The organism is Cyanobium sp. Maggiore-St4-Cus (genome assembly GCF_024345615.1).
Lineage (GTDB): Bacteria > Cyanobacteriota > Cyanobacteriia > PCC-6307 > Cyanobiaceae > Cyanobium_A > Cyanobium_A usitatum.
Map to the genome: position 1 here is coordinate 75,459 of NZ_JAGQBL010000012.1, position 21,882 is coordinate 97,340.

The following is a 21,882-nucleotide window of genomic DNA, read 5'->3' on the forward strand; positions in this document are numbered from 1 at the left end:
AAACTCGCCCACACCGGCTGGAGCACTCCACGTACGCAGGCAGCCCAGCTCACCTTCTGCCCAGTGCCATCGGCTATTGCCGATCAGCAGCCAACGGCCCTCGTTCAGATGCCCTCGCCCATCAATCCCGGCAGATGGATGCCACATTCCTGTTGGAGACCACCGAAACGGGTCGCCCGGCCGCTGACATCTCCTAGGTCAGGAGCACTGGAGTGCCAGTCGCCCACCGTGGAATAACCCTGCTCAAACAGCGGGTGCTGGGGCAATTTGTGCTCTTCCATGTAGTAGTAAACATCGCGTTTACTCCAGGAGAGAAGGGGCCGCAGCGACCAGCGCTGACGCACCGCATCCAGCGGTTCCATGGCCTTGCGGTGATCGGTCTGGCTGCCGCGCACACCACTGGCCCAACAGGTCACCGCCAGATCAGTGAGGGCCCGGTCGAGGGGTTCCACCTTGCGGATGCGGTGATAAAGCGCCAGATCTCCGCCCTGGTCGGTTTCCCAAAGGCGGCCGTGCAGAGCTTCCATCCGGGCCGGGCTCATGGCTGACTGGGCTACCACTAACTGAAGCTGGAGCTGCTCTACCAGGCGCTCGGCGTATTGATAGGTCTCCGGCGGCAGATAGCCTGTATCAACCCAGATCACGGTTACGGGCCGGCCGATATTGGCGGTCAGCTCACTGGCCATGTGCAGCAAAACTGCCGACTGGATGCCAAAACTGGTTGTTAAAGCAAATCCTGCCCCGAAGGTGTTCTGAGCCCAGCTCAGGCGCTCTTGGGCCGACAAGGGTGCAAGCAGTGCCCTGGCAGCGTCCAGATCGATCGGCCGTCCGGCGCCATCGGGTGAAAGGGCTGGCACTTGGTCCATCTGCATCAAACCATCATCGCCCTTTGAGTGAGTCGCTGGTTAGGGTTCAAAAGCAGGTGCCGGCGAAAGACCACCAAAGCAATGCTGAATCCTGAGGCGGCGCGATCGCAGGCTGCGGTGACCCCGCCAACCGCACCGGTGGTGATCGTGGGCGGGGGCTTTGGTGGGCTTTACACCGCCCTCGCCCTGGCAGAGCGCCGCCACCATCCACCAATCCTGCTGATCGAACCCAACGATCGCTTCCTATTTCTGCCCCTGCTTTACGAACTGCTGAGCGGCGAACTGCGCAGCTGGGAGATCGCACCTCGCTACGACAGTTTGCTGGCCGGCAAAGGGGTGGCCTGGCTGCAGGACCGGGTTGTGCGCATCGACGCCCAGTCTTCACAGGTGCATACCGCCAGCGGCCGGTGCCTGGCCTTCAGCCGCCTGGTGCTGGCCACGGGTGCCCAGGCCAATGACTTCGGCATCCCCGGCGTAGCTGAATACAGCCTCGGTTTTCGCACCTTGGCAGACGTGGAACGGCTGCAGCGGCTAATCCAGACCTTGAAGGAGCGGTCCCTGCCCCTGCAGCGTTTGGCCGTGGTGGGAGCTGGTGCCAGCGGGGTGGAATTGGCCTGCAAGCTGGCCGACCAATTGCAGGGGAGCACGATTGTGGACCTGATTGAGCAGGGCCCCGGACTGCTCCCCCAGGCCAAGGCCTTCAACCGAGAACAGGCTGAACAGGCCCTGCAACGCCGGGATGTGAGGCTGCGAACCCACACCCGCGTCGAGGCGGTACAACCAGGTGGACTGACGCTGCTGGGGCCAGCGGGCTCGGAACAGCTGAAGGTTGATGCGGTTATCTGGACTGCAGGCCTGCGCTTTCAATCGCTTGAATGCCAGCCGCCAATTCCCGTCGACCGACTTGGACGACTGAGCTGCGAGCCCAGCCTGCAGCTGGTCGATCAGCCCCACCTATTTGCCTTGGGCGACATTGCCCAGCAGGAGTTACCCCTGCCAGCCACGGCCCAAGTGGCCTTCCAACAAGCTGAGTGCCTGGCCGCCAACCTGATGCATTCCCTTGCTGGCGAACCCCTCGATCCCTTCAACTACAACGACCTCGGCGAAATGATGAGCCTGGGCCGAGGTGAAGCAAGCCTCGTTGGCGGCGGATTCACCCTGGCGGGAGCGGCGGCATTTCAGATCCGCAAACTGGCCTACCTGGCCCGCTTACCTGGCAAATCTCATCAGTTCAAAGTGGTCGCCGGCTGGCTAGCGGACTGGCCCCGGTGACCCTGCCGGGAGCCCAAGTTTGTGGTGAGCAAGGCCCGCCCATGATCAAATCCGTAATCGCTGTCTATCTGTGGTGAAACAAGGCCTGTGGTGAAACAAGGCGGCCTGGCGGGGCGCACGGCCGGCTTGCGACCCGCCCAAAAAAGACGCCTGGAACGCCTCTGTCACCGCCGCCATCCGGACGACCAGATAGCTGAATTGCTCTGCTTGCAGCGGCTTGCCAGCGAAAGCCGTGAGCTGGAGCTGCCGCTCACCTTGGTAGTGGATAGCCGGGGCCTGTGCCGGCTGCTCTGGGTGGGGCCGCTGGAGCAATCGGGCCGGCTGCTGGAGCGCCTGCCCGGCTCGGAGCGCCGCCAGGGTTCCGAGCTGCGGCTGATCACCTGCTGCGGCCGAACCAAACAACTCGAAGCCGGCCGCCAGGAGGGAATCGTGGGGCTGGATATAGCGCCCCTCGTTTGGCTGCGCTTCGGCGACAGGGCGGGGGCGGGGGGCCAATGGCCCGCCCAACTGTTGGTGGCCCACCCCAACGCCGCCGAACCCTGGGCAAGCGAAGCGACTGAAGATCTAGCCGAGCTGTGCGGCCGAGATCCCCTCAGCCTCACCCCACCAAATGCAGCCAGCGCTGGCTCCTTTGGCGCCAGCCAAGACGGCCCTGAACGGGTGCTGCTGCTAGCCCTCACCCCGGGCGACCGCGGCCGGGCCCAGCGCCTGATCGCCGAACTGGAGGGACTCGTAGGCAGCGCCGGTGCCCTGTCGGTGGGAGTGGTGGAGCAGCGCCGCAGCCAGGTTGCCCCCCAGACCCTCTGGGGTGAGGGGAAAGTGGGTGAAGCGGCCCTGGAGGCCCGGCGGCTCGGCGCCACCCTGGTAGTGACAGACCGGGAGCTCACACCGGTGCAAGCCCGCAATCTGGAGCGGCTCCTCGATCTGCCGGTGAGCGACCGCAGTGAACTGATTCTCGACATCTTTGCCCAACGGGCCGCCAGCGCCGCCGGGCGCCTCCAGGTGGAGCTGGCCCAACTGCGTTACAGGCTGCCCCGACTCACCGGCCGCGGCCGCAGCCTGTCGCGGCAGGGGGGAGGCATCGGCACCCGGGGACCGGGCGAAACCCAACTGGAAAAAGATCGTCGCGCCATCGCCCGCCGGATTGAGCGATTGCAGCGGGAGGTGAGCCAACTGGGCGAGCACCGGGCCCGGTTGCGCCGCAGCCGCCAGGGACTGCGGCGACTGGCCCTAGTGGGTTACACCAACGCCGGCAAAAGCTCCCTGCTCAACGCCTTAACCAAGGCCAGCGAAGCCCGCGCCGTGCTGGCCGAAAACAAGCTGTTCGCCACCCTTGATCCCACCACCCGACGACTTGAATTGCCGGAACCAGTGCTGCTCACTGACACGGTGGGCTTCATCCGCGATTTGCCCCCGCCCCTGCTGGAAGCCTTCCGCTCAACCCTGGAGGAAACCCTTGAAGCCGAGGGCCTGTTGATCGTGGTTGATCTGGCCGACCCGGCCTGGCCCGAGCAGTGGCGCACCGTCAACACCATCCTCGATTCCCTTGGAGCAACCGCCCCCAGGCGCCTGATCGCTAATCAAATCGACCGCTGCCCAGCCGGGGAGGTGGAGCGAGCCCGGGCGCTAGCCCCAACGGCCCTGTTCATTTCCGCCACCGCCTGCCTGGGCCTGCAGCACCTGCGCCAGGAGTTGCGCAGCTGGCCCGAGTCAGCGCCTGAGGACGAAAACACCACATCTGCGCGCTGACTTGTGGCACGATCAGCACTTGCTTTCTTCCTCCCTTTCAGCCTCTATGGCCCTCCAACTCGGCGATACCGTTCCCGATTTCACCCAGGATTCCCAGCTCGGGCAGATCAATCTCTACGACTTCGGCGCTGACAGCTGGGTTGTGCTGTTCTCCCACCCGGCCGACTACACCCCTGTTTGCACCACAGAATTGGGAGAGGTATCCCGGCTGCGCCCTGAATGGGAAAAGCGCAACGTCAAAACCATCGCCCTGAGCGTGGATTCCGCCGAAAGCCACAACGGCTGGATCTGCGATATCAACGAAACCCAGAACACAACAGTTGATTATCCGATCCTGGCGGATGCCGACAAAAAGGTGAGCGACCTTTACGGGATGATTCACCCCAACTCCCTTAACAATCTGACCGTGCGTTCGGTGTTCATCATCGATCCCAACAAGAAACTGCGCCTGCAAATCACCTACCCCGCCAGCACTGGCCGCAACTTCCACGAAATCCTGCGGGTGATTGATTCCCTGCAGCTCACCGACAACCACTCCGTGGCCACCCCGGTGAATTGGAAAGACGGCGACGATTGCGTAGTGGTGCCATCGATCTCCACCGAAGATGCCCGCGCCAAGTTTGCCAAGGGCGTCACTGAGATCAAGCCCTACCTGCGCATGACCCCCCAGCCCAACAAGTGAGCTTGGGCTGATGCGGGTGTTGGGGTTGATGAGCGGCACAAGCGCCGATGGCGTGGATGCCGTCCTGGCCAGCTTCAGCGGGCCGCCCCAACGTCCGCGCTGGAAGCTGGAAAAGCACCACTTCAACCCTTACCCCGCCGAGCTCCAACGCCAGCTAATTGGCGTTGGCCAAGGCCAATCGTTCAGTAGTTCAACGCTGCTCGAATTGGCTGAAGCCGTGACCGAGCAGCAAGCTCTCGCCGCCAGAGCATGCGATCCCCAGGGGAGGGCCAAATTAGTTGGCTGCCACGGCCAGACCCTCTGGCATCGCCCGCCCCAGGCTGGTCATCGGGGTGCCAGCTGGCAACTACTTCAAGGGCCGCTGCTGGCGGAACTGCTGGCTACGCCGGTGGTATTCGATTTCCGCAGTGCCGATCTGGCCCTTGGCGGTCAGGGAGCGCCACTTGTCCCACCTGCAGACCAGGCCCTACTGGGTCGTTGCGGCGGCTGGCGGGCGGTACTGAATCTGGGGGGCATCGCCAACCTCACCCTGATCCCTCCAGCCCAGGGGCCCGAAAGTTGCCTGCCAGTGCGGGGCTGGGACTGTGGTCCTGCAAATACCCTGCTGGATCTGGCAACCATGCACTTCAGTGGCGGCCAGCAGAGATATGACGCTGATGGGGCCTGGGCCCGCCAGGGACAGATGGATGAAGCCCTGATTCAACGCTGGTTAGCTGAGCCCTATTTCCAGAGCCCACCGCCGAAGTCCACCGGTCGAGAACTATTCGGCCAGGCAGACCTGGAGCGACGGCTGGCAGAAGTCAAGGGGAGAGACGCGGCGGATGCCCTAGCCACCCTGACCGGCTTCAGTGCCGCGGTTGTAGCCCAGGAGTTGGGCCATGGGCCCCAAGCGATCGAGCTGCTGGTAGCTGGCGGTGGCTGCCGCAACAGCCTGCTAGTAGAACAACTGCAACGCCGCTGCCGCGGCTTGATCGTGCGGCCGCTGGCGGAATTTGGCATCGGCGAGGCAGAGAGAGAGGCCTTGGCCTTCGCCCTGCTGGCCTGGTGGCACGCCCTGGGGCATGAGGGGAATCTGCCCTCAGTCACCGGCGCCAGCGGCGGCGCCGTGCTGGGGCTGTGCGCCCGTCCTCAGTCCGGTCGGTGCAAGCGAACCCTGCGGGGAGCTCCGCGCAGGCGCTGGGGTTTCTGGGCCTGACTGGCCTCCAGTCCCTGACGAAAAAGCTCAGCCTGGAAACCCGCTTGAACCGGGGAAGCCTGGCTGGCTTGGGCCTGCTGCAGCCGCTCCACACCTTGCTGGATCAGCACCTTGGCCATGTTGCTCACCGTGCGGGACTCGGCATCCGCGAATTCAGCCAACTGTTGGCAGAGCTGCTCGGGCAACACCACCTGAATGCGAGGTGATTTGGACTTGCCACTCGAGGAGGTCTGCCGGGTGGCCACGGAGTTGCAAAGCAAGCGCGGAGCAGAGCTGGGGCTTGCAATCCCCAGCCCATACCCCTCAGATACCAATCAGTGTACAGAGATGCACAAGGGTAGTATCCAAGACTATGCTGAAGGCAACCATCCCATCGGAGGTGCACACCGTGCCCCGTTCCTCCACCCCAAGCACCTCAACCCCTGCCTCCGCTGCCCAGGGCCGCAAGCGCCGGACAGCCGAACGCAGCGATGTGCTCGTCTCCGCAGTAATCAGCACCTACCTGCTCACCCACCTGCATCACGTTCTGCAGCGGGCCGAATACAGCGCCCAGCAGGAGGGAAGAGGCGCACTTGCAGCCAACTACGCCGAGCTGCGCAAAGTGCTTTGCCTAGATGCCCGCAGCATGGAAGATGCCTCAGCCTGTGGCACACCTGAGCAAGGCGAAAACCAGCTAGCCGCCTGAACCGATTCGATTTAAAATTCAACCAATTTGCTGCCAGCAATGACCGCCAGCAACGACGAAGCCCTACAAGACGAAGCCCTACGAGTCGAAGCCCTACAAGACGAAGCCGAACGACCTCTGCATGCCAGCAATGCTGCTGAGCTCTACGCCCAAATCAGTGCCGACCACGACCTAACCCAAGCGCTGTTCCGCCAGGCCCTACAGGATCCTTCCGGGGCCATTAGCCGAATCATTGAGCTGGGCCAGCAGTTCGGCTTGCCGGTCACCTCCCAAGAGATCCGCACCTACATCTCCAGCCTGGATGACAGCGTCAGCAAGCAGTGGCTGGTGAAGGCTCGCGGGGGGCTCTGAGTTGGTGCGGCGCTGTTGTCGCTGATCACGCTCCCCACCTGCCCAGCTGAAAAAGAGCCAGTAACTCACAAGCGCCAGACCAGCTGCGACAACCAGAGCCGCCACCTGCTCAAGGCGCTTGATCATGGCAATCACACAGTCAGGTGAGACGAGTCTGCACCAGATGATTGCCTAGCCGCTCTCCCGGCAGACGGGTCGCCAGGGATGATGGACTTGGTCCTTAGACCCTTATCCGTGCTCCGCCTCGAACGCCTCGGCAAGATTTATCCCACTGGCGAGGTGCTGCGGGATGTCACCTGGGAGGTGAGGCCTGGAGACCGCATTGGCTTGGTGGGCGTCAACGGAGCTGGCAAGTCCACCCAGATGAAGATCATTGCCGGGCTGGAAGAGCCCAGTAGTGGCCTGGTGGTGAAGCAAGGCGAACCCCGCATTGCCTACCTGCAACAGGAATTCGACGTCGATCCAGCCCGCACGGTGCGAGAGGAGCTGTTCCAAGCATTCGGCGAAGCAGCTGAAGTGCTGATTCGCCAGCACCAGCTGGAGCACGAGATGGCCAGCGAGAAGGCCGCCAGCGACCCCGACCATCTCGACGAGCTAATCCACGAGCTAGGCCGGCTGCACAGCCGTTTCGAGGCGTTGCACGGCTACGAGCTCGACGCCCGCATCGACAAACTGCTCCCCACCATTGGCTTCAGCCCCGAGGGGGCCGAACAGCTGGTGGGGGATTATTCCGGCGGCTGGCAGATGCGCATCGCCCTCGGCAAAATCCTCCTCCAGGAACCGGATCTGCTTCTGCTCGACGAGCCCACCAACCATCTGGACGTTGAAACGATCCAGTGGCTCGAGGGCTATCTGGTCGAACAGACCGCGGCCCTAGTTGTGATCAGCCACGACCGCACCTTCCTGGATCGGGTCTGCAACCAGATAGTGGAGACCGAACGGGGGGTATCGCGCACCTACCTGGGCAACTACAGCCAGCACCTAGAGCAGAAAGTCCTGGAGCGCGAAGCAACCCAGGCCGCATTTGATCGCCAACAAAAGGAGCTGGGAGCCCAGCAGGCCTACATCGATCGCTTTCGGGCCAGTGCCACCCGCTCCACCCAGGCCAAAAGCCGGGAGAAACTGCTGGAGAAGGTTGAGCGGGTCGAAGCTCCGCTCGAAGGTGTCGGCGGGCCGCGATTCCGCTTTCCCGAAGCACCACGCTCTGGGCGCGTGGTGGCAGACATCAAAAACCTGACCCACAGCTATGGCGAGCAGATTCTGTTTTTGGGTGCTGAGCTGGAGGTGGAACGGGGTGACCGCATCGCCTTTGTCGGGCCCAACGGCGCCGGTAAATCAACCCTGCTGCGCCTAATCATGGGCAGCGAACAGCCAGAGGACGGCTGCGCCAGCCTCGGGGAGCACAACGTGATAGCGAACTACTTCGAGCAGAACCAGGCCGAAGCCCTAGACCTCTCCAAAACCGTGATCAACACGATCTTCGAGGTAGTGCCCGACTGGACTCAGACCCAGGTGCGCTCACTGCTAGGCAGTTTCTGCTTCAGCAACGAAAGCGTATTCAAGGAGGCCGGCAAACTCTCTGGAGGAGAGAAGGCCAGGCTGGCGTTGGCATTGATGCTGCTCAGCCCCTGCAACCTCCTAGTTCTGGATGAGCCCACCAATCACCTTGATATTCCAGCCAAGCAGATGCTGGAAGACGCGCTGATCGACTATGAGGGGGCGGCCTTGCTGGTGAGCCACGACCGCTATTTCATCTCCAGGGTGGCCAACCGGATCGTGGAGATCCGGGATGGCCAACTGGTGCTCTACCGCGGCGACTATTCCTATTACCTCACCAAGAAAGAGGAGGAAGCTGACCTGGCCCGGCAGGCCGAAGAAGCAGAACGCAAAACGGCAAAACAGGCCGCCAACAAGGCCAAGCAGGCGTCTCGAAAATCCCAGTCAAAATCCAGCTGAGCAGCCCAGCCCGCAGCACCTGCCTCAGCAAGTACACAGAACTTCACCGTCGCCTAGGCAGGAAGACTCATTTCACTAGCCCCCTTGGTTTGGTGTGCATAGGCTGACAAGGAGTCGCCACCGCAGGAGATCATGGGTAATGCACACATGGGCCCCAACGCCCAGGGCACCAGCTATCAAGTCGCCGGCCATCAAGAGAATGGCGGCAAAGGCGACGCTTTGGAGGTGTATTTCGAATGCATCACCACCTGCTCCCTGGATGACGGCGCCTGCGTGACGCGCTGCGTTGAAGAGCTACGCGAACAGCCCTGAGCTCAGACGTCGGCCAGCGCATCACCGCGCAACAGCAAATCAGCACAGGCAAAGCGCCCTGTCGCAACCGCTACGCAAGCTAATGAAACAGTTTGTAGCGTTACAGGGTCAAACAGATACCTGTGGTGCGTGCCATGTCTGAACCACTCGCCCTCAGCCTCGGCCAGCAGTTTGAGCTGGAGCGCATGAACCGGGCTATTGAAGCCACCGCCGATCCCCAGGCCCTGCAAGGCATTGCCAAGCAGCTACTCCAGGCCTGGCATAGCCAAAAGGCGGCAACCCAGTGGGTGATGCGTCAGCAACTGGGTGCACCTACCCAAGTTTCGCCAAGCCTGGGCAGCCCGTGGGGTCAGGAGGCTTAGGGGGCTGGAGCTAATTGGGCTGGAACAACCGTTAATTGCATCAAATTTCCGGCCCTACTCACCCGAAGCGCTAAGGCTCCCCCCACCCCTGCCCGTTCCACCGCTGTCACCAGCTGGGAGGGGCTAGCGATGGGCTGATCACCCACTGCAACGATTACATCGCCCTTTTGCAGGCCTGCCCGGGCCGCTGGTCCGGAAGCCTGCACCGCCATGACCCGCACCCCTTGATTCAGCCCAGTGCCATCACCGGCACGAACCCCGTCGAGACTTACTCCGATAACTGGGTGGCTGACACGACCAGTAGCAAGCAGTTGACGGGCAATATCGCGGGCCCGGTTAATTGGAATGGCAAATCCCAAACCCGCACCAGGCCCGGTGCGCACCAAGGTATTTATACCGATCACCTCGCCATCCGCATTCAGCAGCGGCCCACCTGAATTGCCCGGGTTAATCGCTGCATCGGTCTGAATCAGATCCAAGCGCTTGTCCGTGATGCCCAGCTTGCTGGCGTTGCGGTTGAGATTGCTGATGATCCCCATGGTCACGGTGTTGTCCAACCCGTATGGGTTGCCTACGGCAATTGCCCACTCGCCCACTTGCAGGCTGTCGGAGTTGCCTAGGGGCGCTACTGGCCAGGGGCCATTGCCCGCCAACCTCACAACCGCCAGATCCGTGAGGCGATCAAGACCGACCACCGTGCCCTCAACCCGACGCCCACCCTGCAGTCCCACGGTCACCCGGTCTGATTTCTCCACCACGTGGGCATTGGTCAAGATCAGACCCTCAGCCTGAAAGATGAAGCCACTTCCCTGCCCCCGCTCTGTGCGCTGCGAGGGCTGCTGTTGCAGCTGGGGCATGCCAAAAAATTGGCGAAACAGTGGGTCGTTGAGCAGTCCCCTTGGCAAGCCTCCCGAAGCACCACCTGAGGCAGTCACGGTCCGTTCCGTGTCAATGGTCACCACCGCGGGGCCAGCGCGGCGAACAGCAGCAGCCACAAATGACTGGCGGTTCAAGCTGGCTGAAGTTGCACTCTGGGCAAGGGCGGCAGCGCCTGTCCAGGGGGCCGGGGGTGCTAACAGAGCCATCGCCATCAGCCCTGAACCCAGCCAGGGCAAGGCCCGCAAATCAGCCATCACCACAACATTCAACTAGTCAAAACCGTAAGCAACTAGCTAGCAGACGCCTAGGGCGGGATTGCCCTCCTAGCGCAGCCGCCACAAGCAATCCAAATCAACCCTATTGTTGATAAACAAATCTTTCAATCCATGGACACCGGGCGACTGCTAATTGCTTTTCTCGCCTTCGGTGCCGCTTGCAGCACCCTGTGGGCCTGGATGGTTGCCAATACTGGAGAGGTTGCAGTAGTTGATCCCCAAACGGCTCGCTCCAGGCAATGATGGAATTGCGACACGCAACCACCCATCTGAGTCAAGCTTTAAGGCCATGAACACTGTGCTCTCCCAGCTTTTACCCCTGCTCTATGGGGCCTGCTTTGTGGCCCTGCTATGGCAAGCCTTCAGGGTGATGGGCCAAGGATTCGGCGCCATTCCCCGTCCCGGTGATCGAGATGCCATGGGTACGCCAGCAGCACAAGCACCCGAAATCAGGTCCAATCACGACCGCACCGGCAGACTCACCATCCATCCGGAGCTGCTTGATTCAGATGGTCAGATCACCCAGGAAGACCTGTTAACCGTCCGCTTCAGCGGCGACAACGAGCAAGCTGCTTACCCAGGTGACCTCAGCTGAATAGGCTCTCCGTTGAGCAAGCGTTTTTCAGCGGAGACAGAAGGTGGATCAACGGACCCGAATAGTGGCTGCAGTGCTGACCAGTCTCAAACTGCCACCTCGTTTTCGCCTCAAGCTGATCAAGGAAGATCCGATTCGGCTGGAGTTGAGCATCACCCCTGCCTACGGCAGGGATCCAATTTTGGTAGGCCTGGTTGAATCTCAGGATCTCGTGGCCCGTCGCGACCGAGAGGGGCGCATCCCCAGGGACCTGCAAGGCACCTGGGACTGGACTGTTCGCCACGGCAAGGTGAGCACCGGGGGCTGGAATCCTTACCTCAAGGAGGCCTTGCAAACCATGTTTGAAACCGGCCTACCGGCGATCGTCTACGAGGAGCTCACAGGCGAGGCCTACCACCCGGTAGATGGCATTCGCCACGTGCGCTGATTCCACAAGGACAGCCCCCTGCCAACGCCCCCGCTACCGATTGACGGCCTGCTGGCGCCGCTGCTCGAAGCCTGCAAGCCCGGTGCCACCGTGCTGCTCCAGGCACCCCCTGGAGCAGGTAAAACGACTCGGGTGCCCCTGGCTCTGCTAGCAGGACTCAACCTGGAGTCGGGCAAGCCGGGTGCCGCATCTGGCCGCATCTGGATGCTGGAACCCCGTCGCCTGGCAGCCAAAGCGGCAGCCCAAAGGCTGGCGGCCGAGCTCGGTGAGCCCCTCGGCCAGCAAGTTGGCTACAGCGTGCGGCTCGAATCCTGCATCTCAGCCGACACCCGACTGGAGGTGCTCACAGACGGCCTGTTTCTGCGGCGCTTGCAGGCAAATCCTGGCCTTGATCGGGTGGACTGCCTGATTTTTGACGAATTCCACGAGCGCGGCGCCGACACCGACCTATCCCTTGCCCTGGTGCGTCAGGCCAGGGAGCTGCTGAGGCCAGAGCTGCGGCTGGTGCTGATGTCTGCCACCCTCAACCTGGCCCCGCTGGCGGAGCAGTTGCCTGGGGCCACCGTGCTGACCAGCGAAGGGCGTTGCTATCCGGTGACAATCAGCCACCAGCCACCACGACCAGGCGAAAGGCTGGCGCAACAGATGGTGCGCGCCCTTGAGCAGCACTGGCTAGAGCCGCGCGGCAACGGCGAAACCGTGCTGGTTTTCCTCCCCGGGCAGAGAGAGATCCAGGACTGCAGCAGGGCGATCGCCGCCACCGACTGGGGAAAGCCCAGCCATCAGGGCGTGGAGTGCGTTCCCCTGCACGGCAACCTGCCCCTGGAGGCCCAGGGCCGCGCTATCGGCCCGGCCAGCAGCGCCGCGGGCAAGGTGGTGCTCGCCACTTCCATCGCTGAGAGTTCCCTCACCTTGGCCGGGGTAACGCTGGTGATCGACAGTGGTCTGAGCCGCCGCAACCGCTTCGATCCCGGAAGTGGACTTGATGGGCTGGTCACCGTACCCGCAAGCCAAGCCAGCGCTGATCAACGGGCCGGCCGGGCCGGGCGCCTGGGGCCAGGTCGCTGCCTGCGCCTCTGGTCGCCCGCTGAACAGCAGCGTCGTCCCGCTTTCGATCCACCGGAGTTGCTCGAGGTAGATCCCCTGCCCCTGGCCCTGCAACTGGCCCAGTGGGGCGATCCCCTTGGCAGGGACCTGCATTGGATAGACCCACCAGCACCTGCCCCCCTGAAGGAGGCCCGTCTGCGGCTTGACCAGCTTGGTGCTCTGGCAGCCACCGGGCGGCTGAACAGCCACGGGCAGCGCCTGGCCCAGCTGGGGGTGCATCCGCGCCTCGCCCAGCTGCTACTGCTGGGCGAGCAACTAGGCCAATTGGAGCTGGCCTGCGGCCTGGCTGTGCTGCTGAGCGAGCGCGATCCCCTCAACCGTCAGGAGGCCGGCAGTGACCTGCTGCGGCGGCTTGATTGGCTAGGTGAAAACCGCCCTGGCGATAGCTCCCAGCGCCGGCTGCGTCAGCTGCAAAGCCAGCTGGAGCGCCAGGTCAGGCAGCTAGGTGGAGAGAGTTCAAACCCTACAGCTGCAATGCCGGTTGGCCGATCCGTAACCCTGTCGGAAGCGGCGGCCGCGCTAATTGCCGCCGCCTATCCCGAGCGGCTCGCCCTAGCCAGAGCAGGAAAGCCTGGCCGCTACCTGCTCAGTGGCGGCCGCGGCGCCGTGCTCCATGCAGACGATCCCCTAGTGGCCTGCTCTGCTCTGGCCGTTGCCCAGCTTGACGGCCAGGGCCAGGACGCTCGCATCCAGCTAGCGATCCCCATTGATATCGGGCAACTGCGGCAACTAGCGGAGCATCCCGGCGGGCAAGGAAATATCGCTGTGGAGGCGCGCTGGGATGGAGAAGGTCAACGGGTGCGCTGCGAACGCTCCCTGCGACTAGGGGCGCTGGTGCTTGAGCGCCGCAGCTGGAGCGAAGCCGAACCGGCCTTGATTCGCAGCGCCCTACTGGAGGGCCTGCGGCAGCTGGGACTGGAAGCTCTGCCATGGGATCCCGTTAGCCGCCAACTCCAGCAACGCCTCAGCCTGGCCCACCAGCACCTAGGAGCCCCATGGCCCGACTGCAGCCCCCAGCAGCTACTGGAGCAGCTAGATGAATGGCTGGGCCCCCACCTCAACGGCCTCCGCAGCCGCGACGACCTGCAGGGAATACCCCTAGGCGAAGCCCTCTGGGGTGACGCCCCCTGGAGCCTGCGTCCCCAACTCGATCAGCTGCTGCCAGTGGCCCTGAGCGTGCCCTCTGGCCGCCAAGTCAAGCTCGATTACAGCAGCGGCCAGCCCGTGCTGGCGGTAAAGCTGCAGGAGCTCTTCGGCGCTCGCACAAACCCGATGGTGCTCTCAGGTCAGCTAGCAGTGACCGTGCACCTGCTCACACCGGCCGGCCGGCCGGCGGCGATCACCCAGGATCTGGCGGGCTTCTGGGAGCGCAGCTATCCGGAGGTACGCAAGGAGCTGCGCGGGCGCTACCCCCGTCACCCCTGGCCAGAAGACCCTTGCCAAGCCCAGGCGACGGCCCTTACCAAAGCAAGGCTGCAACAGGGGAGTCATCGAGCCTGAGGGGCAGGGGGCAATAAGGCACCTGCCTGCCCCAAACTGGAACTTTCCGGCAAGGCTGCCTTGGCCCGCTTTTACGTCAACAACCGTCGTGATGGCTCGCGCCTGCTTAGCAGCGCCCTAGTGATCTGCGTCGCAGGGCTGATCCGCTTTGACCATCCGATTGGGCGATCTATAGCGCTGATAGCAGGCCTGGTGAGCCTCTACTGGTGGATCTGCTACAGGCAAATCCAGCCGTGACTGCGGCCGGTGAATTTTCAGGCATACCGCGCTACGGCGTCACAGAGCTGAATGGCGCGGTCGCATCGCTGCTAGAGCGAGGTTTTGCACCTCGATTTCTGCTTGACGCAACCGTGAGCAGACCCCAGCTCAAAAAGGGACATCTCTGGATGACCCTGGTCGACGAGCAGGCATCAATTTCGGCAGTGGTTTGGGCTTCCCAGCTGGCGAAGCTCAGCTTCGTTCCCGAAGACGGAGATGGGGTCGTAGTGGTGGGCAAACTCAACTTTTGGAGCAGCCGGGCAAGCCTCTGCGTTCAGGCACTCGACATCAGGCCGAGCCTGAGTTCGGTCCTGCGTCAGTTCGAACAGGTGCGGGAGCGGCTAGCCCTCGATGGGTTGCTGGATCAAGCCCGCAAGCGCCCCCTACCCGCTTTCCCAAGGCGCATTGCCCTACTCACGAGCTGTCCGAGCTCCGCGTTGGCCGACATGCTGCGCACCAGCGCCGAGCGCTGGCCGGCAACAGCTGTGGTCGTGGTACCAATACCGGTACAAGGACCCGTACACGAAGCCATCTGCCGAACCCTGGAAAAACTGAACTCCCAAGTGGAGCGGTTGGGAATCGAGGCGATCGTGATTGGCCGAGGCGGCGGCAGCCGCGAAGATCTAGCCGTGTTTGATAACGAAGTGGTGGCGCGATGCTTAGCCGCCTGCCCAGTGCCCGTAGTCAGCGGCATTGGCCACGAAGATGACACCACCGTTGCAGACCTGGTAGCCGACTACAGGGCCGCCACCCCCACCGCTGCCCTGGTGGCCCTATTGCCAGATCACCGCGTAGCGGTGCAGACATTGCAGCAGCAGGGGAGACATCTGCAGCAACTCATCCAACTGAGGCTGCAGGGAGAACGTCAGCGACTCAGTCGGGATCGAGAACGACTAGCGGGGGTAAATCCCCTCGCCCTTTTGACCAGTCGTCGCCAGGCCCTGGGACATGCCCAGCAGCTGCTGCAAGCACTTTCGCCTGCACACCAGCTCAAGAGAGGATTCTGCTTGCTGAGCGATGGCAAAGGGGTTGTGGTGCGCTCCGTGCAGCAACTTAAAAAAGGCGGCGAAGTCATCGCCCAACTCACAGATGGGCAGGCAAGCGCCGTGGTGCGCGAGATTCTGCATCAAGCTCCGGAGGAGAAGCCCTGAACGATGCCTAAAGCAAAAGCCACAAGCAAAACACAAGAAAATGAAAGCTGCGAAAACGTTGGCACCGATCTCTCATACAACGAAGCCCACACCGCCTTACAAGTGGCCTTATCAGCCCTGCAAGCCACGGACCTGGATGTCGAAGCAATGACAGGCCTATACCGCCAAGCCCGCGCCTATCTGAATCGGTGTGAAGCGGTACTCGCCCATGTGGAGCAGGAAGTGATGTTGTGGCAGGAAGGAGATAACGCTGTAGTCCCCTTTAAAGATCTCACCTAGAACCAACTCAAATCATGGCGGCCAATTCCGAAAACAGCTCTAGCAACACCACCAACGCCATTCAGGGCAATTCAACCTTGAAATGGCTGTATCTGGCCTTAGCGATCAGCGGTGCAATACTGCCCTGGCTGGCAAACGTTGACTTCATCAGGGAATACGGATCAAGCTTCGACTTGGGCATGTTTGTCCGTCTTGCAAATGCAAATCCAGCCGCCAGTTCCCTATCAAGAGACCTAGCAATAGGCGCAACGGCAGTGGTGATTTGGATTGTGCAGGAGAGCAAGCGGCTACAGATGCGAGGACTGCCTTGGGTACTCCTCAGCTGCGTAACATTAGCCTTCGCATGTGGAGCCCCACTGTTCTTGTATTTACGAGAGCGCCGCCTGGAGGAAATAGCGCGCGTCCAAGAGCCTAAGCCTACCGGCCAGGAAATAGCGGCAAGTAATTAGCGGAAACCAATTAGTAAAAGCTCAAGAAGATGGGTCGTCTTCACTGACGACCTGTACATCAATGGTGACATTACTAACATCAAACTGTTCATTGGGCTCTGCACCCGCCGCAGGAGCAGCAAAAGCACTTCCACAGGCTGGACAAAATTCCTTCTCCATGGAGGCAAAGCCACACGATTCACAGGTACGCAATCTTCTTTGAATCACCTGCCAAGCCACAAAGCCAGCCGCTCCCAGCAATAGGGGCAACAGCACCAGGAGCAAGGTTATGCCTCCGAGCAGATCGAGCACGAACCGCCCTGCCGGACCGGGAGCAAGGAGCAGCAACAGCGCTAAGAGCAACCAGAGCCAGGTACGTGATCGCTCCATCAGCTGATCTCAATTGGGGCAGATGCATCCATCCTGACGTGCTGGCGCCGTTCCAGGACGACACACAAACACTGACCGTAGTAAAGGATGACACCAACCAACCAAACCCAAAGACTCAACAACAAAACACCGCCCACCAATCCATAGGCCTGGAAGCGCACCCCTACTGCCAACAGAATGCGCCCAAGTACCAAGTTAAGGATGGTGAGAGTTGAACCTATTAAAAGCGCTCCTGGGAACAGAGGCTGCCAAGCGACACGACGCGATGGCAATACCCACAACAACAACATGGCTAAGGCAATAGCAATCAGCAACGAAATAAGCAAATCGAGAATTGATGACACGGGACGCTGCAAATCGCGAGCCATGGGCAAAATCTCTAGGGCACGGGCCCACAGGCTTGCCGAACCCAGCAGTCGCATGCTGGTGAAAGCCTGATCCACCACAATAAAGAGAGCGAATAATGAAACAAGACCAAAAGCCTTGATACGTAAACGCAGATAACGGACTACCAAACGCTTCCATGGCAAATCTTCAAGCCCAGCCGGGCGATTCCACCAAAGACGATCAGCGCCACGCTGCAAGGTGAGATAGGCGTTGCTAGCCGTTAGAATCAACACAACGGCACCAAGGATTCCAGCCCCAAATCCTTGCCTTAAAAAAGCTGACAACGTGGAAGAGAAAATCGGCATCGCCGAGCTAGGTAAAATTTCCGAAACGACTACCAACAATCTTTCAACCAAACCCTCATCCCCGCCTAGCAACCTTGCCGCAATGGAAAGTGCTATCAGAAGTACAGGGAACAAAGACTGAAGACTGTGATATGCGAAAGCAGCACTGAGGTCAACACAGTCGAGCTTCAGCCACAACTTATAAGCCAACCAAAAGGGCAGTAAACCTTGCTTCTGAGCACCATCCCATGTACGCAGGTCCCGGAGAGCTCGTGAACGCACTACCTAGCCACCGCCTGGAACTAGATGGACACTAGACGCAGACGCTGAAGTTACCAAGCCCCACCAAGAAGCTTAACCAACAAAAAAGCCACCCCTTCGGGTGGCTTTTGAGTAAACTGCTCTATCCTCTATCAAGAAGATGGAACAATTTTTTAGGATGAATGTTTTACCTGGCATCGAGCTATTTTCTCAGGGGGCTGCCCCCCAAATATCGTTGCCGCTGCAGCGTTTCACAGCCGAGTTCGAGATGGATCGGAGTGGTTCCACTGCGCCATGGACACCAGGATAGTATTCATCCTCAGGTTGAACCCTGAGAACTACATAGGTAAGTCAACCACTTAACCCTAAGGCTTAATGATTAAAAACTGGAAACAAGCTTTTGTATAGAGCCTGAGTTTTGGTCAAGCCCTCGGTCTATTAGTACTCCTCTGCTTCACGCATTACTGCGCTTCCACATAGAGCCTATCAACGGGTGTTCTTCCCGTGACCTTACTGGCTAACGCCATGGGAATACTCATCTTGAGGTGGGCTTCCCACTTAGATGCTTTCAGCGGTTATCCACTCCGCACATGGCTACCCAGCGTTTACCGTTGGCACGATAACTGGTACACCAGAGGTGCGTTCCTCCCGGTCCTCTCGTACTAGGGAGAACTCCTCTCAATGTTCTTGCGCGTGCACCGGATATGGACCGAACTGTCTCACGACGTTCTGAACCCAGCTCGCGTACCGCTTTAATGGGCGAACAGCCCAACCCTTGGGACCGACTTCAGCCCCAGGTTGCGATGAGCCGACATCGAGGTGCCAAACCTCCCCGTCGATGTGAACTCTTGGGGGAGATCAGCCTGTTATCCCTAGAGTAACTTTTATCCGTTGAGCGACGGCCCTTCCACGCAGAACCGTCGGATCACTAAAGCCGAGTTTCCTCCCTGTTCGACTTGTAGGTCTCACAGTCAAGCTTGCTTCTGCTTTTACACTCGTCGGCTGATTTCCAACCAGCCTGAGCAAACCTTTGCGCGCCTCCGTTACCTTTTAGGAGGCGACCGCCCCAGTCAAACTGCCCACCAGATACTGTCCAGTCCCCGGATAACGGGTGACTGTTAGAACCCTAGCTCTGAAAGAGTGGTATCTCACCGTTGGCTCACAACAACCCGCAAGCCGTTGATCAAAGCCTCCCACCTATCCTGCGCATTCAGAGCCCGGGCACAATACCAAGCTACAGTAAAGCTTCATAGGGTCTTTCTGTCCGGGTGCACGTAGTCCGCATCTTCACAGACAATTCTATTTCGCCGAGCCTCTCTCCGAGACAGCGCCCAGATCGTTACGCCTTTCGTGCGGGTCGGAACTTACCCGACAAGGAATTTCGCTACCTTAGGACCGTTATAGTTACGGCCGCCGTTCACCGGGGCTTCAGTCGCTAGCTTCACTTACGTTGACCAGCTTCCTTAACCTTCCGGCACTGGGCAGGCGTCAGCCCCCATACATCGTCTTACGACTTAGCGGAGACCTGTGTTTTTGGTAAACAGTCGCCTGGGCCTCTTCACTGCGACCACCTTGCGGTGGCACCCCTTATCCCGAAGTTACGGGGCCATTTTGCCGAGTTCCTTAGAGAGAGTTACCTCGCGCCCCTCGGTATTCTCTACCACCCTACCTGTGTCGGTTTCGGGTACAGGCAACCATGCCTTAACGGGTATAGGGCTTTTCTTGGAAGCATGACGTCATTCACTTCGCTCCCGTGGGAGCTCGTACTCACGCCTTAGCTCAGAGTGTTTTCACCACTCCTCAACGCCTCGAACGCTTGAACCGGTAACCAACATCCGGCTGAACTAGCCTTCTCCGTCCCCCTTCCCAAAACATGATCGGTACAGGAATGTTGACCTGTTGTCCATCGACTACGCCTTTCGGCCTCGCCTTAGGTCCTGACTAACCCTCCGAGGACGAGCCTACCGGAGGAACCCTTAGGGTTTCGGGGCATGGGATTCTCACCCATGTTTTCGCTACTCAAGCCGACATTCTCACTTCTATGCAGTCCACGCCCGCTCACGCTAACGCTTCGCCCCACATAGAACGCTCCCCTACCATAAATCCACAGCTTCGGTATACCGCTTAGCCCCGTTCATTTTCGGCGCAGGATCGCTCGACCAGTGAGCTATTACGCACTCCTTTGAGGATGGCTGCTTCTAGGCAAACCTCCTGGTTGTCTGGGCAACCCCACCTCCTTTATCACTCAGCGGTAATTTTGGGACCTTAGCTGGTGGTCTGGGCTGTTTCCCTCTCGACCATGGAGCTTATCCCCCACAGTCTGACTGCCTGGCTACACACAGGGTATTCAGAGTTCGTATCGATTTGGTACCGCTCTCGCAGCCCGCACCGAAACGGTGGCTTTACCCCCCTGCTGGAGCACCAGACGCTACGCCTCAACGTATTTCGGGGAGAACCAGCTAGCTCCGGGTTCGATTGGCATTTCACCCCTAACCACAGCTCATCCGCTGACTTTTCAACGTCAGTCGGTTCGGACCTCCACTTGGTATCACCCAAGCTTCATCCTGGCCATGGTTAGATCACCCGGGTTCGGGTCTATAAACACTGACTATCGCCCTATTCAGACTCGCTTTCGCTATGGCTCCACCATTCCCGGTTTAACCTGCCAGTGCCTATAAGTCGCCGGCTCATTCTTCAACAGGCACACGGTCATCCGATTAGTCGGACTCCCATTGCTTGTAAGCTCACGGTTTCATGTTCTATTTCACTCCCCTCCCGGGGTTCTTTTCACCTTTCCCTCGCGGTACTGTTGCGCTATCGGTCACACAGTAGTACTTAGCCTTACGAGGTGGTCCTCGCGGATTCACACGGAATTTCACGTGCTCCGTGCTACTCGGGATACAGCTAGGCCTAATCCATTTTCGGATACGGGGCTTTCACCCTCTATGGCGCGCCATTCAAGCGCTTCTCCTAACTTCATAGGTCCACGTTGCTGTCCCACAACCCCGATGTTCGAGAACATCGGTTTAGGCTTATCCCCGTTCGCTCGCCGCTACTTAGGGAGTCGTTTTTACTTTCCTTTCCTCCAGCTACTAAGATGTTTCAGTTCGCTGGGTTGGCTCGAGCTACCCTATGTATTCAGATAGCCGTTCTAGGGGTTGCCCCATTCGGAAATTCCCGGATCAAAGCGTGTTTCCAGCTCCCCGAGACTTATCGCAGGTAACCACGTCCTTCATCGCCTCTGTGTGCCAAGGTATCCACCGTGAGCCCTTTGTAACTTGACCATTTTATTATCTAACTAAATTAGTTTCACTCCCCTCGTGAAAGAAGAGTTTCCCCAATAAAGCTAGATCTCGGCTTTCTACAGAATTGTTTGATCCATTAGAAAATAAAGCAAACTTTCGTTTACAAAACTTTCTTCTGGGTCATCTGTTAGATGCTTATTTCCAGATTCACCTATGCAGTTGTCAAGGTTCTTTGCTGAACCCATTGCTGAGCCCAGCATCGTTTGAACTTCTCAAATAAAGCCAAAACATGGACTTAATGATTGAAGAATCAAACGAGGCTGGTTTCACCATTACCTTCTAGATCACAAATGTTCGATGGAGGTTAGCGGACTCGAACCGCTGACATCCTGCTTGCAAAGCAGGCGCTCTACCAACTGAGCTAAACCCCCAATCATCCCTGGGGATGTTGAATGGGCCATCCTGGACTTGAACCAGGGACCTCACCCTTATCAGGGGTGCGCTCTAACCACCTGAGCTAATGGCCCAGGAACCCTTTCGGGCCCATCTCCATAGCTTAGCAGCTATGGGGTGTGACCTAGACAAGCTTAAGGACCGAGATAACCACATTAATAATTAAGTGAACTAAATAAATAGATTACTTAAAATTGAAGGGTTATTGAGGTACCGATCGACCTAGAGATGAACAGTTAAATGGACCATACAAAATTGATGATCATCATTCAATGTTTAATATCCCTGTTAGGAGGTGATCCAGCCGCACCTTCCGGTACGGCTACCTTGTTACGACTTCACCCCAGTCATCAGCCCCACCTTCGGCATCCTCCTCCCTTGCGGGTTGAAGTAACGACTTCGGGCATGGCCAACTTCCATGGTGTGACGGGCGGTGTGTACAAGGCCCGGGAACGTATTCACCGCAGTATGCTGACCTGCGATTACTAGCGATTCCTCCTTCACGTAGGCGAGTTGCAGCCTACGATCTGAAC

At 59.7% G+C, this 21,882-nt stretch carries 21 protein-coding genes, 2 tRNA genes and 3 rRNA genes; 16 read left to right on the forward strand and 10 right to left on the reverse strand.

Annotated features, from left to right (window positions below; all coding sequences use genetic code 11):
- Nucleotides 1–104: 104 nt before the first annotated feature.
- Nucleotides 105–872 carry a phosphoadenylyl-sulfate reductase gene (locus KBY99_RS11650; RefSeq protein WP_409996565.1) on the reverse strand — a complete coding sequence of 256 codons (768 nt, stop codon included), beginning with the start codon at nt 870–872 and terminating at the stop codon, nt 105–107.
- Between the two features lie 111 nt (nt 873–983).
- On the opposite strand from KBY99_RS11650, the gene KBY99_RS11655 reads away from it, so the two are divergent.
- The 4 genes from KBY99_RS11655 to KBY99_RS11670 all read left to right on the forward strand — a co-directional run bounded on the left by KBY99_RS11655 (nt 984) and on the right by KBY99_RS11670 (nt 5,764).
- Nucleotides 984–2,138, forward strand: coding sequence for an NAD(P)/FAD-dependent oxidoreductase (locus KBY99_RS11655; RefSeq protein WP_315857992.1), 1,155 nt, complete (start codon nt 984–986; stop codon nt 2,136–2,138).
- A 90-nt stretch (nt 2,139–2,228) separates the two neighbouring features.
- Entirely contained in the window at nt 2,229–3,887 is a 1,659-nt protein-coding gene (hflX, locus tag KBY99_RS11660; protein ID WP_254999203.1) for a GTPase HflX, read from the forward strand.
- A 46-nt stretch (nt 3,888–3,933) separates the two neighbouring features.
- Nucleotides 3,934–4,569, forward strand: coding sequence for a peroxiredoxin (locus KBY99_RS11665; RefSeq protein ID WP_254942166.1), 636 nt, complete (start codon nt 3,934–3,936; stop codon nt 4,567–4,569).
- 10 nt (nt 4,570–4,579) lie between these two features.
- Nucleotides 4,580–5,764, forward strand: a complete 1,185-nt coding sequence (locus KBY99_RS11670) for an anhydro-N-acetylmuramic acid kinase (protein WP_254999204.1) — start codon at nt 4,580–4,582, stop codon at nt 5,762–5,764.
- Here KBY99_RS11670 and KBY99_RS11675 read toward each other — a convergent pair.
- Nucleotides 5,698–6,009: a ribbon-helix-helix domain-containing protein gene (locus KBY99_RS11675; protein WP_254937746.1), complete on the reverse strand. Its 312-nt coding sequence runs from the start codon at nt 6,007–6,009 to the stop codon at nt 5,698–5,700. The two genes, KBY99_RS11670 and KBY99_RS11675, sit on opposite strands and share 67 nt — an antisense overlap.
- A 143-nt stretch (nt 6,010–6,152) precedes the next feature.
- Here KBY99_RS11675 and KBY99_RS11680 point away from each other — a divergent pair, with 143 nt between their 5' ends.
- From KBY99_RS11680 to KBY99_RS11700, 5 genes are all read left to right on the forward strand, one after another.
- Nucleotides 6,153–6,449 (forward strand): hypothetical protein, encoded by a 297-nt coding sequence (locus KBY99_RS11680; RefSeq protein WP_254999205.1) that lies wholly within the window; start codon nt 6,153–6,155, stop codon nt 6,447–6,449.
- 117 nt (nt 6,450–6,566) lie between these two features.
- Complete coding sequence (locus KBY99_RS11685) at nt 6,567–6,800, forward strand: hypothetical protein (RefSeq protein ID WP_409996567.1); 234 nt, start codon at nt 6,567–6,569, stop codon at nt 6,798–6,800.
- A gap of 234 nt (nt 6,801–7,034) precedes the next feature.
- Nucleotides 7,035–8,756: an ATP-binding cassette domain-containing protein gene (locus KBY99_RS11690; protein ID WP_254999207.1), complete on the forward strand. Its 1,722-nt coding sequence runs from the start codon at nt 7,035–7,037 to the stop codon at nt 8,754–8,756.
- A 132-nt stretch (nt 8,757–8,888) separates the two neighbouring features.
- Nucleotides 8,889–9,068, forward strand: a complete 180-nt coding sequence (locus tag KBY99_RS11695) for a hypothetical protein (protein WP_254999209.1) — start codon at nt 8,889–8,891, stop codon at nt 9,066–9,068.
- A gap of 134 nt (nt 9,069–9,202) precedes the next feature.
- On the forward strand, nt 9,203–9,430 hold the full coding sequence (locus KBY99_RS11700) for a hypothetical protein (protein WP_254942160.1): 228 nt from the start codon (nt 9,203–9,205) through the stop codon (nt 9,428–9,430).
- On the opposite strand, the gene KBY99_RS11705 is transcribed toward KBY99_RS11700, so the two are convergent.
- On the reverse strand, nt 9,427–10,563 hold the full coding sequence (locus tag KBY99_RS11705; protein ID WP_254999210.1) for a trypsin-like peptidase domain-containing protein: 1,137 nt from the start codon (nt 10,561–10,563) through the stop codon (nt 9,427–9,429). The genes KBY99_RS11700 and KBY99_RS11705 overlap by 4 nt on opposite strands.
- A gap of 310 nt (nt 10,564–10,873) precedes the next feature.
- Between KBY99_RS11705 and KBY99_RS11710 the strand changes: the two genes are divergently transcribed.
- From KBY99_RS11710 to KBY99_RS11740, 7 genes are read left to right on the forward strand one after another with little or no spacing between them, the layout of a single operon-like run.
- Nucleotides 10,874–11,179, forward strand: a complete 306-nt coding sequence (locus KBY99_RS11710; protein WP_254999213.1) for a DUF2973 domain-containing protein — start codon at nt 10,874–10,876, stop codon at nt 11,177–11,179.
- 43 nt (nt 11,180–11,222) lie between these two features.
- Nucleotides 11,223–11,606, forward strand: a complete 384-nt coding sequence (locus KBY99_RS11715; RefSeq protein ID WP_106632550.1) for a hypothetical protein — start codon at nt 11,223–11,225, stop codon at nt 11,604–11,606.
- A 39-nt stretch (nt 11,607–11,645) separates the two neighbouring features.
- Nucleotides 11,646–14,213 carry an ATP-dependent helicase HrpB gene (gene hrpB / locus KBY99_RS11720; RefSeq protein ID WP_315857993.1) on the forward strand — a complete coding sequence of 856 codons (2,568 nt, stop codon included), beginning with the start codon at nt 11,646–11,648 and terminating at the stop codon, nt 14,211–14,213.
- Between the two features lie 60 nt (nt 14,214–14,273).
- Nucleotides 14,274–14,450 (forward strand): hypothetical protein, encoded by a 177-nt coding sequence (locus tag KBY99_RS11725; protein ID WP_254999214.1) that lies wholly within the window; start codon nt 14,274–14,276, stop codon nt 14,448–14,450.
- Entirely contained in the window at nt 14,420–15,622 is a 1,203-nt protein-coding gene (xseA, locus tag KBY99_RS11730; protein WP_254999215.1) for an exodeoxyribonuclease VII large subunit, read from the forward strand. Before KBY99_RS11725 ends, xseA begins: the two co-directional genes overlap by 31 nt.
- A gap of 3 nt (nt 15,623–15,625) precedes the next feature.
- A complete protein-coding gene (locus KBY99_RS11735) occupies nt 15,626–15,901 on the forward strand; it encodes an exodeoxyribonuclease VII small subunit (RefSeq protein ID WP_254999216.1) in 276 nt (91 codons plus the stop codon).
- A gap of 14 nt (nt 15,902–15,915) precedes the next feature.
- Nucleotides 15,916–16,350, forward strand: a complete 435-nt coding sequence (locus tag KBY99_RS11740; protein WP_254999218.1) for a DUF2834 domain-containing protein — start codon at nt 15,916–15,918, stop codon at nt 16,348–16,350.
- Between the two features lie 21 nt (nt 16,351–16,371).
- Here KBY99_RS11740 and KBY99_RS11745 read toward each other — a convergent pair whose 3' ends face one another.
- The 7 genes from KBY99_RS11745 to KBY99_RS11775 all read right to left on the reverse strand — a co-directional run.
- Entirely contained in the window at nt 16,372–16,641 is a 270-nt protein-coding gene (locus KBY99_RS11745; RefSeq protein WP_254999219.1) for a hypothetical protein, read from the reverse strand.
- 77 nt (nt 16,642–16,718) lie between these two features.
- Complete coding sequence (locus KBY99_RS11750) at nt 16,719–17,588, reverse strand: YihY/virulence factor BrkB family protein (RefSeq protein ID WP_254999220.1); 870 nt, start codon at nt 17,586–17,588, stop codon at nt 16,719–16,721.
- A 252-nt stretch (nt 17,589–17,840) separates the two neighbouring features.
- Nucleotides 17,841–17,957, reverse strand: a 5S ribosomal RNA gene (gene rrf, locus KBY99_RS11755).
- A 112-nt stretch (nt 17,958–18,069) separates the two neighbouring features.
- A 23S ribosomal RNA gene (locus KBY99_RS11760) occupies nt 18,070–20,935 on the reverse strand.
- A 319-nt stretch (nt 20,936–21,254) separates the two neighbouring features.
- Nucleotides 21,255–21,327 (reverse strand) — tRNA-Ala (locus tag KBY99_RS11765).
- 22 nt (nt 21,328–21,349) lie between these two features.
- A tRNA-Ile gene (locus KBY99_RS11770) sits at nt 21,350–21,423 on the reverse strand.
- 214 nt (nt 21,424–21,637) lie between these two features.
- A 16S ribosomal RNA gene (locus tag KBY99_RS11775) occupies nt 21,638–21,882 on the reverse strand; the annotation flags it as partial.